Source organism: Gordonia desulfuricans NBRC 100010 (assembly GCF_001485495.1).
Taxonomy (GTDB): Bacteria; Actinomycetota; Actinomycetes; order Mycobacteriales; family Mycobacteriaceae; genus Gordonia; species Gordonia desulfuricans.
Genome location: NZ_BCNF01000013.1, coordinates 1 through 14368 on the forward strand (window position 1 = coordinate 1; position 14368 = coordinate 14368).

The 14368-nt window shown below is 68.7% G+C and carries 10 protein-coding genes and 1 pseudogene; 8 read left to right on the plus strand and 3 right to left on the minus strand.

The window, feature by feature from the left end; genetic code table 11:
* From GD1_RS24930 to hisG, 4 genes and pseudogenes are all read left to right on the plus strand, one after another.
* Positions 1–239, plus strand: a pseudogene (locus tag GD1_RS24930) (hypothetical protein); the annotation flags it as partial.
* Positions 240–331: 92 nt separating this feature from the next.
* Entirely contained in the window at positions 332–1042 is a 711-nt protein-coding gene (locus GD1_RS02290; protein WP_053776764.1) for an HAD family hydrolase, read from the plus strand.
* A 6-nt stretch (positions 1043–1048) separates the two neighbouring features.
* A complete protein-coding gene (locus GD1_RS02295) occupies positions 1049–1312 on the plus strand; it encodes a phosphoribosyl-ATP diphosphatase (RefSeq protein ID WP_020793679.1) in 264 nt (87 codons plus the stop codon).
* A 79-nt stretch (positions 1313–1391) separates the two neighbouring features.
* Positions 1392–2237 carry an ATP phosphoribosyltransferase gene (gene hisG, locus GD1_RS02300; protein ID WP_059035371.1) on the plus strand — a complete coding sequence of 282 codons (846 nt, stop codon included), beginning with the start codon at positions 1392–1394 and terminating at the stop codon, positions 2235–2237.
* 42 nt (positions 2238–2279) lie between these two features.
* Here hisG and GD1_RS02305 read toward each other — a convergent pair whose 3' ends face one another.
* Positions 2280–3134 (minus strand): thioesterase family protein, encoded by an 855-nt coding sequence (locus GD1_RS02305; RefSeq protein ID WP_083533797.1) that lies wholly within the window; start codon positions 3132–3134, stop codon positions 2280–2282.
* Positions 3135–3367: 233 nt separating this feature from the next.
* Between GD1_RS02305 and GD1_RS02310 the strand changes: the two genes are divergently transcribed.
* Positions 3368–5026, plus strand: a complete 1659-nt coding sequence (locus GD1_RS02310; protein WP_083533798.1) for a PE-PPE domain-containing protein — start codon at positions 3368–3370, stop codon at positions 5024–5026.
* A 231-nt stretch (positions 5027–5257) separates the two neighbouring features.
* On the opposite strand, the gene GD1_RS02315 is transcribed toward GD1_RS02310, so the two are convergent.
* Complete coding sequence (locus tag GD1_RS02315; protein WP_020789410.1) at positions 5258–6160, minus strand: RecB family exonuclease; 903 nt, start codon at positions 6158–6160, stop codon at positions 5258–5260.
* A 113-nt stretch (positions 6161–6273) separates the two neighbouring features.
* On the opposite strand from GD1_RS02315, the gene GD1_RS02320 reads away from it, so the two are divergent.
* The 3 genes from GD1_RS02320 to GD1_RS02330 all read left to right on the plus strand — a co-directional run bounded on the left by GD1_RS02320 (position 6274) and on the right by GD1_RS02330 (position 11700).
* Entirely contained in the window at positions 6274–7104 is an 831-nt protein-coding gene (locus GD1_RS02320; protein ID WP_020789412.1) for a tRNA (adenine-N1)-methyltransferase, read from the plus strand.
* 184 nt (positions 7105–7288) lie between these two features.
* Positions 7289–9067, plus strand: coding sequence for a proteasome ATPase (gene arc / locus GD1_RS02325; RefSeq protein WP_020789411.1), 1779 nt, complete (start codon positions 7289–7291; stop codon positions 9065–9067).
* An 80-nt stretch (positions 9068–9147) separates the two neighbouring features.
* On the plus strand, positions 9148–11700 hold the full coding sequence (locus GD1_RS02330; protein ID WP_059035401.1) for an FHA domain-containing protein: 2553 nt from the start codon (positions 9148–9150) through the stop codon (positions 11698–11700).
* A gap of 86 nt (positions 11701–11786) precedes the next feature.
* On the opposite strand, the gene glgP is transcribed toward GD1_RS02330, so the two are convergent.
* On the minus strand, positions 11787–14339 hold the full coding sequence (gene glgP / locus GD1_RS02335; protein ID WP_059035372.1) for an alpha-glucan family phosphorylase: 2553 nt from the start codon (positions 14337–14339) through the stop codon (positions 11787–11789).
* Positions 14340–14368: the final 29 nt, after the last annotated feature.

Sequence of the window (14368 nt, forward strand, 5' to 3'; positions counted from 1 at the left end):
AGGCATCGGCCGGCGGCAACCCGGGCGGCGGTCCCGGTGGGAACGGGAACGGCGGCGGTCCCGGGGGTGGCCGACCGGGCGGCGGAATGCCCGGCGGTGGTCGGTCGGATGGTTACACCTCCGGTCGCGGAGACACCGCGCTGGGCGTCTACGCGACGATGATGGGGCTGGCGCTGCTGAGCCTGGTCTACGCCGTCGCCGACACCGTGCAGCGCGCTCGCAGGGCCGTGCGGGTGTGACGGCCCGTCTCGGTGGGCCCGCGGAGATGCAGAACGCTCTCCGCGGGCGTGACCGTGCCCACTCGATTGGCCCGGGACCGGGTTCGCGGGCGATGATCGGCGTCGTGACCTTCTCCGGCGCCAACTCTTCCGACTCTCTCCGGCTACCCGCCGCGGTCCTGTGGGACATGGACGGCACCCTGCTCGACTCCGAACGGCTCTGGGACATCGCCGTCGGCGAGCTGTGCGATCGCAACGGATTCACGATGAGCCCCGAGCTGCGCGAGGCGACGCTGGGCAACTCCATGCACGATGCGCTGACCAAGGTGTTCGACGCCGCCGGGCTCGCCCCCGCCGACCGCGACCATGCGGGTGCCGAGCGATGGCTCCTCGATCGGGTCGCCGAACTGTTCGCCGAGGACCTGCCGTGGCGGCCGGGCGCCCAGGAGGCCCTGGCATTGATCGCCGATGCCGGCGTCCCGATGGCATTGGTCACCAACACGGTTCGGGAACTGACCGACTTCGCCCTCGAGACCCTCGGTCGAGATGTCTTCGCCGCGACGGTCTGCGGCGACGAGGTGAGCACCGCCAAACCACATCCGGAACCGTATCTGCGGGCCGCCGCACTCCTCGGGGTCGACCCGCGCGACTGCCGTGCCGTCGAGGACTCACCGACCGGCACGATCGCGGCGACCGGCGCCGGATGCGCCACGCTGGTGGTGCCGTCGACCGTCCCGATCCCGCCCGGACCGCTGCGTGAGTTCCGCGAAAGTCTGGTCGGGCTGACCCTCGGGGAGCTCGGTCCGGCGGGCGTGCGAGGATAGATACCCGTGAAAACCTTCGACGCGCTGTTCGCCGAGTTGACCGACAAGGCGGAGAAACGACCGGCCGGCAGCGGTACCGTCGCCGCGCTGGACGCGGGGGTGCATTCCCTCGGCAAGAAGATCATCGAAGAGGCCGGCGAGGTGTGGCTGGCCGCCGAGCACGAGTCGGACGAGTCGCTGGGTGAGGAGATCTCCCAGCTCCTGTACTGGCTCCAGGTGATGATGGTCAAACGGGGACTCTCGCTGGAGGACGTCTACCGCCATCTGTAGGCCGCGCACGCCTGTTCGCGGCGCGTGGCCCTGACCCCGCCCTCCTCATCCCCGCATCTCACATCTCCGGAGAAACCCCATGCTGCGTGTCGCAGTCCCCAACAAGGGCGCGCTGTCGGAATCGGCCGCGTCCATCCTGTCCGAGGCCGGTTACCGTCGCCGGTCCGACTCCAAGGACCTGACCGTCCTGGACAACAACAACGAGGTCGAGTTCTTCTTCCTTCGACCCAAGGACATCGCCATCTACGTCGGATCGGGCACCCTCGATCTGGGTATCACCGGTCGTGACCTGGCCCTCGACTCCGGTGCCCCGGTCGACGAGGAACTGTCGATGGGCTTCGGTTCGTCGACCTTCCGCTACGCCGCCCCTTCCGATCAGACCTGGACCGTCGACGACCTGGCCGGCAAGCGGATCGCGACGTCGTACCCCAATCTGGTGCGTGCCGATCTCGGTTCCCGGGGTATCACCGCCGACATCATCCGACTCGACGGGGCGGTGGAGATCTCCATCCAGCTCGGGGTCGCCGACGCGATCGCCGACGTCGTCGGATCCGGTCGCACACTGCGCCAGCATGATCTGGCCGCCTTCGGTCACACCCTGTGCGACTCCGAGGCGGTGCTGATCAGCCGGACCGGGGTGGAGCCCGCCAAGCACGCGCGGCAGTTCATCAAGCGGATCCAGGGTGTGGTCTTCGGTCAGCAGTACGTGATGATCGACTACGACTGCCCCCGCACCATCCTGGAGCAGGCCAGCGCGCTCACCCCCGGCCTGGAGTCGCCCACCGTGGCGCCGATGGCCGACCCGGAGTGGGTCGCGGTCCGGGCGATGGTCCCGCGCAAGAACCACCAGCAGCTCATGGACGACCTGTCCGAGCTCGGTGCCCGCGCCATCCTGGCCTCCGACATCCGTTCCTGCCGCTTCTGAGGCATGTGGCCCGGCCCGCGTCGGCGGACCGGGCCACACTGCTCAGCGTCGATCCAGCAGGGCCGTCTGGGCCGAGCGGCCGATGAATCCGTCGACGTCGTAGAGGTCGGCGAACGACGCACCGAATCCGTCGCGGCCGGCCGCCATCTCGGCGTCGATCCCCAGCCATCGGCCCCGGGGAACCGCGCTCAGGTGGACGGTGGTGTCGGTGTTCATCCACGACCACTGTGCGGAATCCAGTCGCGTCCCGACGCCGTTGGCGACGTCGACGACGGTCATCAGGGATTCGAGATCGCTGATCTGCTCGCCGTCGACGAGCCCGACCGCCGGGCGCAACCACACCGCCGGGGTCTTCCCGGTGCGGCCCGGCAACACCGCGCAGTGCACTGCGCCGATGAATCCTTCTGTGCCCCAATCGACTCCGAGTGACGGGTCGGCGGTGACGCCGCGCCGGATGTCGAGGTCGTCGGGGAGCGGATGCAGTGGCGGCCGGGGCTGGACGGTGATGTCGGCGGTGTCGTCGGCACGCATCAGCCATGCCGAGGCGCGGGCGGCGACGCGGAATGTCCCGTCCGGCCGGCGGACCTCGAGCTCGGCGGCGAGCATGCTGATGCGGCGTCCGGGACGCGCCACCCAGGCCCGCACCCGGTTGACGTCGAGTCCCACCGCGCCGATCAGGTCGACGGTGACGCGGGTGAAGCGCCGGCCCGGGTCGGCGTCCGCGCGTTCGAGTGCCCGCATGAGCAGGCCGGTCGGGGGACCGCCGTGCTGGATGTCGGTCGACCAGGGACTCACTGTTGCCGACGTCGGCCGGAAGTACTCGAAATCGGGGTCCGCATCCCCGGTGCCGGACTCGTCGGAAAAGTCCGGAACCGGCAGGTAGAAGGCGTTGTCCACGCGGGTGAGCCTATGTCACCAGGTTTCGGGACACCGCCACGGGTGGTTGTCCGTCGATCGGACTCAAAGTGTTCAGCCGATTGGATGAACTGGTTGATCATGAACTGAATTCATCAAAGTGATCTACGACGATGAATCTCGTTCAACACCGGGTATGCCCACGTCGAGATCCACAAGACGTCCCGCTGTGGTGAACCCGCGGTGCGCCCGCGGTGAACGATGGGGGACTCCCGATGAACCGGATTCGCAAGACACTCGGCACCACCGCCGTCGGATGCGCACTGTGCCTCGGTGCAGTGGTCCCGATGGCCTTGTCGTCGACACCCGCCCTCGCCGCAGGCCTGTCCACCCAGACCGCCGACGAACTCGGGTCGGCCGGGGTCTTCCGGCCGACCGAGGCGTACGTCGCAACGGCGGGGGCCCGCAGTGACTGGTTGCGCAGTGTGGTGCCCGGCCTGCCCGACGACGCGATCGTGGTGGTCACCCCGGGCACCGACGACGGCACCCTCTATCAGCGAATCCAGGTGTTGCGCACCAACGATCGGCCTGTCTACATCATCGACTACCCCGAGTCCCTCGGCCCGGTGGTGTCGGGGCGCACCGGACTGGTGTTGCCGTTCACCGCACCCACCTACGACGAGTCCCGCGACATCGCCGTCGCCAAGAACCTGCAGGCGATGTCGGCGTTCGGTGCGGACCCCGGTGCACCGTCGGTCGTCTACAGCGGTTACTCGCAGGGTGCCGAAGCGGTGGGCAACGCCGCCGAACAGGCGGTCGCCACCGGGGGGATCGACACGCAGCGCTCGACGATCCTGCTCGTCTCCGATCCCCGGAGCCCCTGGGGGCTCAAGAACTTCGCCGCCGAGAACCCCCTGGTCGGTTCGCTGTTCGAGCTGCTCGGGGCGGAGTCGAACGGTGCCCGCGATCCCGGTGCCACCGGGGACGATCTCGACGTCGTGTCGGTCATCATCGTCGGCGACCCGGCGTCGGACTTCCAGTGGGTCTGGTACCGGCCGGTGAGTTCGCTGGTCGTCGACCTCGCCGGATTCCTCACCATCCACGCCGGCGGTGGCTCGGAGAACTACGCCACCGTCGAACAGCTCGGAGAACCCACCGAACTGCACAGCACCGACGGCAACACCACCTACCTCGTCTACCACACCGCCCACCACCCGTTGACGCTGCTGACCCAGATGATCCTCACCGGCATCGGGATCACCCCGAGCGAGGCCGACCTCGAACGCTGGGACAAGGCCAACAACGCCTTCTACCCGCTGCAGGAGCCGACCCCGGCGAATGCCGGGGTGGCGGTCGACAGCGGTCCCCGCGACGCCGCCTCACCTGCCGTGGCGCGCTCGGCATCCGCACCGACCGGTTCCGGCGCCGACGATCCGGGGCTCGGGTCGCCGGCGATCACCGACACGGCGACCACGGCCGCCGGCGTCACCGGGGGTCAGGCGCCCGAGGTCTCCGGGGGTCGCCATCAGGTGACCGTCGGACAGCAGCCGACGGTGTCGGTGCCGGCGTCGGAAGCCGCGGGCTCCGACACCGGTACCGGGCGCCACCACATCACCGGCAGCGGCCGTCATGCCGCCCCGGAGCCGACCGGCCAGACGGCCTCCACGGATTCCGGATCGGACCCGGAGGCATCGGGTCACACCCAGGGCGCGCCCACCGCCCACGGTTCGGGCGGCGGCGCGTCGGACACCGCCACCCCGACCACTGCGACCGACGGCACCGATGGTGCCGGTGTGGGTGGCGACGGTGTGAGTGGTGACGACACCGACGCCGAGGGACAGGGCGGCGAAGGACCCGGCAGTGCGGGCACCGGCAGTGCGGACGCAGGTGGTGACGGCACCGGTGGTGACGTGACCGAACAGCCGGCCGCCTGACGCGGTTCGGTACCCGACCCGATCACGTCGACGGGGCGCTCGATCGCATCGACGGGGCTCCCGATCACGTCGACCGGGCTCCCGATCACGTCGACCGGGCACCCGATCACATCGACCGGGCGCCCGATCACGTCGACTGGGCTCTCGATCGCATCGACTGGGCTCTCGATCGCATCGACCGGGCACCCGATCACGTCGACTGGGCGCACCGCCGGGTTCGGCGGGTGTGGGTCACAACGTGAAACCCGGTGGAGGGCCGGGATACTCGGGGATCTCGCCGCCGAACTCCGGACATCGTGACCGGTGTTCACATGTGCGGCACATCCAGGATTTCTGCGGCCGGAAGTCGCCGGTGGCCACCGCCTGGCGGATCGCCTGCCAGATCGCGGCGAGGGTGCGGCCGAAGCGTTCGAGTTCGTCACGGTCGGGCTCGTAGGTGAGCACCTGACCGTCGGACAGGTACATCAGCTGCAGCCGGTGGGGGACGACGCCCCGCAGTCGCAGGATGGCCAGGGCATAGAACTTCATCTGGAACAGGGCCTTGGCCTCGTAGGCCTCACCGGGTGCGCGGCCGGTCTTGTAGTCGACGACGCGGATCTCGCCGGTGGGTGCGATGTCGATGCGGTCGATGAAGCCGCGCATCCGCACGTTCCCGGTCTCCAGCTCCACATGCTCCTCGACCGCGGCGGCGTCGAAGGCGGTGGGATTCTCCATCCCGTAGTAGTTCTCGATCAGTTTGTGGGCCTCGGTGAGGAAGGCCTCGTGGCCGTCGGCGCCGATGACGTCGGCCAGGGACGGGTCGGCCTCACACATCGCCGCCCAGGCGCCCTCGACGAGGAAGTCCGCCGACTCGCGGGTGCGCAACGCGGCAGGCATGTCGAACAGGTTCTCCAACGCGGCGTGGACCACGGTGCCGCGGGTCTGTGCCTTGGTCGGCGTCTCCGGGAAGCGATCGATCGCGCGGTACCGGTAGAGCAGCGGGCACTGTTTGAAATCGGCCGCACGAGACGGCGAGAGGGCGAGTGGACGTCCCACCAGACCGCGGGTGCCGCCGGCCGCCGATGCACCGGATTCGGCAGGGGAGTCGGCGGGACCGGTGGACGGGTCGGACCCGGCGGAAACTGCGAACGTCACATTTGGCAGGGTAGGGCGGGGCCCCGACACTCCGGGCGCCCGGCGCGCGAAGACACGGAAAACGCCGTAACTCGTGAACCATACGTCACCTCAGCCCCGAGAGGAACACTCTGATGCCGTCGACCGGTCCGTTCGTGATAGGCGATCGCGTACAGCTCACGGACGCCAAGAACCGGAAGTTCACGGTGGTCCTCGAACCCGGTAAGCAGTTCCACACCCACCGCGGGGCGATCTCCCACGACGACCTGATCGGTGCACCCGAGGGCAGCGTCGTGTCGGCCACGAGTGGCACCGAGTACCTGGCGCTGCGTCCGTTGCTCACCGACTACGTGCTGTCGATGCCGCGCGGTGCCCAGGTCATCTATCCGAAGGACTCTGCCCAGATCGTGACCGAGGGAGACATCTTCCCCGGCGCGCGGGTCCTCGAGGCCGGTGCCGGATCGGGTGCGCTCACCTGCTCACTGCTGCGCGCGGTCGGCACATCGGGCTCGGTGCTGTCCTACGAGATCCGCGACGACCATGCCGAGCACGCGCAGCGCAACGTCGAGACCTTCTTCGGCGGCGCCCCCGACAACTGGCGTCTGGTGGTCGACGATCTCGCCAACATCGGCACCGAGGAACGCTTCGACCGCATCATCCTCGACATGCTCGCGCCGTGGGAGCCGCTCGAGGTGGTCCGGACGATCCTGCAGCCCGGAGGTGTGCTGATCGTCTATGTGGCAACTGTCACGCAGCTGTCGCGGGTCATGGAGGCGATGCGCGACCAGGGTTGCTGGACCGAACCCCGCGCGTGGGAATCGATGGTGCGTGAGTGGAGCGCGGTGGGCCTCGCGGTGCGCCCCGAGCACAGAATGCAAGGCCACACGGCCTTTCTGATCACCGCGCGCCGACTCGCCGACGGCACCGTCACACTGCGCCCGCAGCGGCGTCCCACGAAGGGCTGAGGAGGGGCTGACCAGCCGCTCGACACGACGCCGAAACATCGCGCATACGTTGCGAAGACGCAGATTTAACGCATCCTCAACATCCGTCCTTGCGCGGTACTCGGCCATTCGGCCGTCTGCCCGGTAGCGTGGAGTCACGGCGCAACACTCCGTTGGGAGTGGTTGCCGGGGAGAGGAGTCAGCAATGACCGAATCTGATCGCCACGACGCTTCGACACCGAATTCGGGCGAGGCCCCGAACACGTCCGAGGACGCGTTCACCCCCGCCTACACACCGCCGCTGGCGCGTGCGGAGCAGACGTCGTATGGCCGGCCGGCCGACCCCAAGGATCTCCAGGAGCGGGTCGACAACCTGACGGCACGGAACGCCAAGTTGCTCGACACCCTCAAAGAGGCCCGTCAGCAGCTCGTGGCGTTGCGTGAGGAGGTCGATCGACTCGGGCAGCCACCCAGCGGGTACGGCGTACTCCTCGAGGTGTATCCCGACCAGACGGTCGACGTGTTCACCTCCGGACGCAAGATGCGGCTGACCTGCTCACCCAACATCGACGTCGACACCCTGCACCGCGGTCAGACGCTGCGGCTGAACGAGGCCCTGACCGTCGTCGAGGCCTGCGAGTTCGACACCGTCGGTGAGATCAGCACACTGCGCGAGGTGCTCGGCGACGGGCAGCGTGCACTCGTGGTCGGCCACGCCGACGAGGAGCGCGTGGTGTGGCTGGCCGAACCGCTGCTCGGCGACTTCGACACCGAGGACGGACATCGTCGCAAGCTGCGCCCCGGCGACTCGCTGCTGATCGACACCAAGGCCGGATTCGCCTTCGAGCGGGTGCCCAAGGCCGAGGTCGAGGACCTCGTGCTCGAGGACGTGCCGGATGTCGGCTACGAGGACATCGGTGGTCTCGGCCGGCAGATCGAGCAGATCCGCGATGCCGTGGAACTGCCGTTCCTGCACAAGGATCTGTTCCGCGACTATGCGCTGCGCCCGCCGAAAGGTGTCCTGCTCTACGGGCCGCCCGGTTGCGGTAAGACACTCATCGCCAAGGCCGTCGCCAACTCGCTGGCCAAGAAGATCGCCCAGGCCCGCGGCGACGACGCCAAGGAGGCGAAGTCGTACTTCCTGAACATCAAGGGTCCGGAGCTGCTCAACAAGTTCGTCGGTGAGACCGAGCGGCACATCCGCCTGATCTTCCAGCGGGCCCGCGAGAAGGCGTCCGAGGGCACCCCGGTGATCGTGTTCTTCGACGAGATGGACTCGATCTTCCGCACCCGCGGCTCCGGTGTGTCCTCCGACGTGGAGACCACCGTGGTCCCGCAGCTGCTCAGCGAGATCGACGGTGTCGAGGGTCTCGAGAACGTGATCGTGATCGGTGCCTCCAACCGCGAGGACATGATCGATCCCGCGATCCTGCGGCCCGGCCGCCTGGACGTGAAGATCAAGATCGAGCGTCCCGACGCCGAGTCGGCGATCGACATCTTCTCGAAGTACCTCACCGTGGAACTGCCGGTGCACGCCGACGATCTCGCCGAGTTCGGCGGCGATCGCACGGCCTGCGTCAACGCGATGATCGAGAAGGTCGTCGAGCGGATGTACGCCGAGAGCGAGGACAACCGGTTCCTCGAGGTGACCTACGCCAACGGCGACAAAGAGATCATGTACTTCAAGGACTTCAACTCCGGTGCGATGATCCAGAACGTCGTCGACCGCGCGAAGAAGTACGCGATCAAGTCGCAGCTGGACACCGGTGCGCCGGGTCTGCGGGTGCAGCACCTGTTCGACTCGATCCTCGACGAGTTCGCCGAGAACGAGGATCTGCCGAACACCACCAATCCCGACGACTGGGCACGGATCTCGGGCAAGAAGGGCGAGCGGATCGTCTACATCCGGACGCTGGTCACCGGCAAGAGCTCGGGTGCGAGCCGTGCGATCGACACCGAGACCAACACCGGTCAGTACCTGTAGTCGGCTGACCGGCTGACGACCACGGGACGTGGTCGCCTGCGACACACTAGAGTCTCTCGGTGATGAACAGCAGCGTCTCGATGGTCCGGGGCCGAGTCACCGTCGGCGGGGTGACCCACTCTTTGGGTGGGTCACCCCGCGTCGCGGTGGGGCGCACGCCGGACAACGATCTCGTCGTCAACCATCCGCTGATCTCACGCAGACATCTGCTGATCGAGTGGCGGGGCTCGGGCTGGTGGGTCGTCGACGCCGGCAGCACCAACGGATTCTTCGTCGGTGGCAATCGGGTCGGCGAGTACCCCCTGAACGGGTCCATGACCTTCCGGATGGGAGATCCCGCCACCGGGCCGATCGTCGAGGTGGTGCTCGACGCTCCCGGCGGGCCCGGACCGGCCGGTCGGCCACCGGCGTCGGGTGCCTTCCCCGGCCAGGGCCCGGCACCGGCCTCCGGGCCCCTGCCCGGCTCCGGCCCGAACCGCCCGCCGGGTCCTGCGCCCGCACCCGGGTCGGGTCCGCTGCGACCGCCCATGCGGGTACCCGCCCCCGGCACCTATCAGCCCGGTTCGGCCCAACCCGGCCAGATCGGGGAGATGCCGCCGGAACTGCAGGACGCGCCACATCTGCAGGCCCTCAAGCAGAACGTGTCGGCGATCTATCAGCTGCCCGGCCGTGGCGCGGCACCCCGTCGGGAGACCATCTCGCTGACCGGCGTTCAGACCATCGGGCGCACCCCCGACAACGACATCGTCGTCAGCGACGTGCTCGCCTCCCGTCGGCACGCCCGGGTGCTCACCCAGGCCGACGGCCTCTACATCGAGGATCTCGGCAGCGTCAACGGCACCTACGTCAACGGACACCGGGTGCAGCGCACCCGCCTGACCGACGGCAACGTCGTCACCATCGGCAACAGCGACTTCGTCGTCTCCGGCGGTTCGCTCATGCGTGGCCAGGCCCAGGACGTGGTGGCCGGCGGCCTGCAGGTGCACGGCGTCAGTCTCGTCGTCGACGGCGGCAAGCAACTGCTGCAGAACGTCGAGTTCAACGCCGGTCCGGGCACACTCACCGCGGTGATCGGGCCCTCCGGCGCAGGCAAGTCGACGGTGTCGAAGATCGTCGCCGGGCTCAACTCGCCGACCAGCGGGCAGGTGACCTTCGAGAACCGCAGCGTCCACGACGAGTACGACGCCCTGCGCACCCGCATCGGGATGGTGCCGCAGAAGGACGTCCTGCACCACAAGCTGACCCTGCGGCAGGCCCTGCGCTATGCCGCCGAACTGCGGCTGCCGCCGGATCTGTCGAAGTCCGACCGCGACAACGTGATCAACGGTGTGCTCGCCGAACTGCAACTGACCGAGCATGTCGACACCCGGGTCGAGAAGCTCTCCGGCGGCCAGCAGAAGCGCGCGTCGGTGGCGATGGAGTTGCTCACCGGCCCGTCGCTGCTGATCCTCGACGAGCCGACGTCGGGTCTCGACCCGGCGCTCGACCGTCAGGTCATGTCGACCCTGCGGCGCCTGGCCGATGCCGGGCGTGTGGTGCTCGTGGTCACCCACTCGCTCACCTATCTGTCGATGTGCGATCAGGTGCTGCTGCTCGCGCCGGGCGGCAAGACCGCCTACTGCGGCTCCCCGGATCAGGTCGGGGCGGCGATGGGCACCTCCGACTGGGCCGAGATCTTCTCGTTCGTCGCCGACCAGCCCGACACCGCGCACATGCGCTATCTGCATGGCCGGCGCGCGCCGACGCCACCCCCGCCGCCACGACCACCGGGCCCGCCGATCCCGGTGCCCCAGACCAGCTTCGGCAGGCAGTCGAGCACCATCGCCCGACGGCAGGTGCGCCTGATCTTCGCCGACCTCGGCTATCTGGTGTTCCTGGTGCTGCTGCCGGTGGTGCTCGGTCTGCTCACCCTGGTGATCCCCGGCTCGACCGGTTTCGGGAAGGCACTCGCACCGCCCGGTTCACCGCCGGGCACCCCGCCCAAGGACGGCGCCGAGGCCATCCAGGTGCTCGTGGTGCTGGTGGTCGGCGCGGCCTTCATGGGCGCCGCCCTGACCGTGCGCGACCTGGTGGGCGAGCGCGACATCTTCGAGCGCGAGCGTGCCGTCGGGCTGCGGCCCGGTGCCTACCTGTGGGCCAAGGTCGTGGTGTTCTTCATCGCCGCGATCGCCCAGAGTGCGGTGATGGTGGCGATCACCTTCGCCGGACGCGGCCTGCCGGAGATGGGCGGGCCCGGGTTGCCGCCGGCCGCCGCGTTGTTCGTCGCGGTCGCCGCGCTGGCCTGTGTGTCGACCCTGGTGGGTCTGGCGATCTCGGCGGCGGTCAAGTCCAACGAACAGGTGATGCCGCCGCTGGTCATCGTCGTGATGGTGCAGCTGGTGTTCTGCGGAGGTCTGTTCAAGCTCGACGGTCCCGGTCTGCAACAGCTGTCCTGGATCTTCCCGTCGTTCTGGGGTTATGTCGGTGCCGCCGGGGCGGTGGATCTCGACCAGATCAACCCGGCCGCACCCCAGCGCATCTCGCTGTGGGAGACGTCGTGGGCCCATTCCGCCCTCGCCTACGGTGTGCTGCTGCTGATGGCGGTGTTGCTGTACCTGTTCACCTATTCGCGGTTGCGCCTGAAGAAGCGCTGACCCGCGACACCGCACGACCGACGATGCCCCGTCACCTTCTCGGTGGCGGGGCATCGTCGGTTTCGGCGGTCGGTGCCGGTGACTGCCTACGGGGCCGCGGGGTAGGCCACCAGGCCCAGCTCGGCGTCGACGGCGAGGAGGCTGTGGCTCGGCAGCACCCGCGCGGTGTAGCCGACCACCCCCGACTTGTACGGATGTACCACCGTGGCGTAGCGGGTCCGGCCGGCGGTATCGGCGCCGCCCACCGGCGACATCGTGGTCAGGATCGGGTGGCTGATCTCACCGTCGTCGTCGACCCGCCCGAGCACCGCCTGCACCGTCACGTCGTCGGGGGAGAGGTCGCCGAGGGCGACCTGCGCGGTGAGTTGCAGGGCCTCGGCTCCGGACTCGGAGTCCTCGTCGATACCGGCGATGGCCACCGCGGGCCAGGCCGCGGTCAGCCGGGCACGGTAGCCGGCGAGGTCCCGGGCGCCGGCGAAGTCGTCGGCGACCGCGGCGGTGTAGGAGAGTGCGGCCGGTGCGTACAGCTCGTCGGTGTAGTCGCGCACCATCCGCGATGCGAGCACCTTGGGGCCCAGGACGCTCAGTGTGTGCCGCACCATCGCGACCCATCGTTCGGGAAGTCCGGTGTCGTCACGACCGTAGAACAGCGGGATCACCGAGTTCTCCAGCAACGAGTACAGCGCCTCGGCCTCGAGGTCGTCACGACGATGCTCGTCGGTGACCCCCTCGGCGGACGGGATCGCCCAACCGTTGTCGCCGTCGGCCATCTCGTCCCACCAACCGTCGAGGATCGACAGGTTCAGGCCGCCGTTGAGCGCCGACTTCATCCCCGACGTGCCGCACGCCTCCATCGGACGCACCGGATTGTTCAGCCACACATCACATCCGGCGTAGATGTGACGAGCCATCGAGATGTCGTAGTCGGGCAGGAAGACGATGCGGTTGCGCAACGCCGGGTCCTCGGTGAACCGCACCACCTGCTGGATCAGGGCCTTGCCGCCGTCGTCGGCGGGATGGGCCTTGCCTGCGACGACGAGCTGGATCGGCCGCTCCGGGTCGGTGAGCAGACGACGCAACCGGTCGGGGTCGCGCAGCATCAGGGTCAGACGCTTGTAGGTGGCGGCCCGCCGGGCGAATCCGATGGTCAGCACACCCGGATCGAAAAGGTCTGCGGTCCAGCCCAGTTCGACCTCACTGAAGCCGCGTTCGCGTCCGCTGGCGTGGGCGCGCCGCCGCACCTCGTCGACGAGCTGTGCCCGCAGTTGCTGGCGGGTCTTCCACAGATCACCGTCGGGCAGCTCCGCATACGCCGCGCCCGCGGAGTCCTCGTCGTGGCCGACCAGTTCGCGCCACGGGCGCGCCACCCAGGTGAAGCCGTGCACACCGTTGGTGACCGATCCGATCGGCACCTCGTCGGCGTCGAATCCGGGCCACAGGCCGGCGAACATCTCGCGGCTGACCGCACCGTGCAGCTGCGACACCCCGTTGGAGCGCTGGCCGAGGCGGAAACCCATGTGCGCCATGTTGAACACGCCGGGATCACCCTCCGAGCCGAGCTCGAGGATGGTGCCCGCGGGCAACCCGGGCAGCAGTCGGGACGATCCGGTGTCGTCGGCGTCGAGGTAGTAGGAGACCAGATCCTTGGGGAAACGGTCGATCCCGGCCGGGACCGGGGTGTGGGTGGTGAAGACGTTCGACGCCCGCACCACCGACTCGGCGGAGTCGAGGTCGAGGCCGGAGACGACGAGCTCACGGACGCGCTCGGCGCCCAGGAAGCCGGCGTGACCCTCGTTCATGTGGAAGACCGTCGGTTCGGCGGCGCCGGTGATCCGCACATACTCACGCAACGCCCGCACGCCACCGATGCCCAGCAGGATCTCCTGCTTGATCCGGTGATCCTGGTCGCCGCCGTAGAGACGGTCGGTCACCAGGCGCAGCTCGTCGTCGTTGGCCGGGATGTCGGAGTCGAGCAGCAACAACGGGATCCGGCCGACGGTCGCCACCCAGATCTGGGCGTGCAGCACGCGGCCGCCGGGGATCGAGATGGTCACCGTCACCGGACGGTCGTCGGCGTCGGTGAGCAGGCTCAGCGGCAGCAGGCCCGGATCGTTGACCGGATAGCGCTCGAGCTGCCAGCCGTCGTGTGACAGGCTCTGCCGGAAGTATCCGGAGCGGTAGAACAAGCCCACACCGATCAGCGGCAGACCGAGGTCCGACGCCGCCTTCAGGTGGTCGCCGGCCAGGATGCCGAGACCGCCGGAGTAGATCGGCAGGACCTCGGTGATCCCGAACTCCATGGAGAAGTAGGCGATGCCCTGCGGCATCGCGCGGCCCGCCGCGGCCTCCTTGCCGAACCACTGCGGCGCCGATCGGTAGGTGTCGAGTTCGGTGCGCAGATCACGCAGCCGGGTGAGGAACTCCTCATCCTCGGCGAGTTCGTTCAGGCGCGCCGAATCGATCTCGGCGAGCAGTCGGACCGGATCGCCGGACGCGGCCCACAGGGCCGGATCGATCGTCGCGAACAGATCCTGGGTGGCCGTGTGCCACACCCAGCGGAGGTTGTGGGCGAGGACGGCGAGGTCGACCAGCGGCGTGGGCAGGGGAACTCGGACCGTGAACCGGCGGAATGCTTTCACAGCTGCCAACGCTACCCAGGACGAGGCCG

Coding starts and splice junctions, on each gene's coding strand:
- GD1_RS02290 (WP_053776764.1), top strand. CDS start 332: ATGATCGGCGTCGTGACCTTCTCCGGCGCCAACTCTTCCGACTCTCTC.
- hisG (WP_059035371.1), top strand. CDS start 1,392: ATGCTGCGTGTCGCAGTCCCCAACAAGGGCGCGCTGTCGGAATCGGCC.
- GD1_RS02310 (WP_083533798.1), top strand. CDS start 3,368: ATGAACCGGATTCGCAAGACACTCGGCACCACCGCCGTCGGATGCGCA.
- GD1_RS02320 (WP_020789412.1), top strand. CDS start 6,274: ATGCCGTCGACCGGTCCGTTCGTGATAGGCGATCGCGTACAGCTCACG.
- arc (WP_020789411.1), top strand. CDS start 7,289: ATGACCGAATCTGATCGCCACGACGCTTCGACACCGAATTCGGGCGAG.
- GD1_RS02330 (WP_059035401.1), top strand. CDS start 9,148: ATGGTCCGGGGCCGAGTCACCGTCGGCGGGGTGACCCACTCTTTGGGT.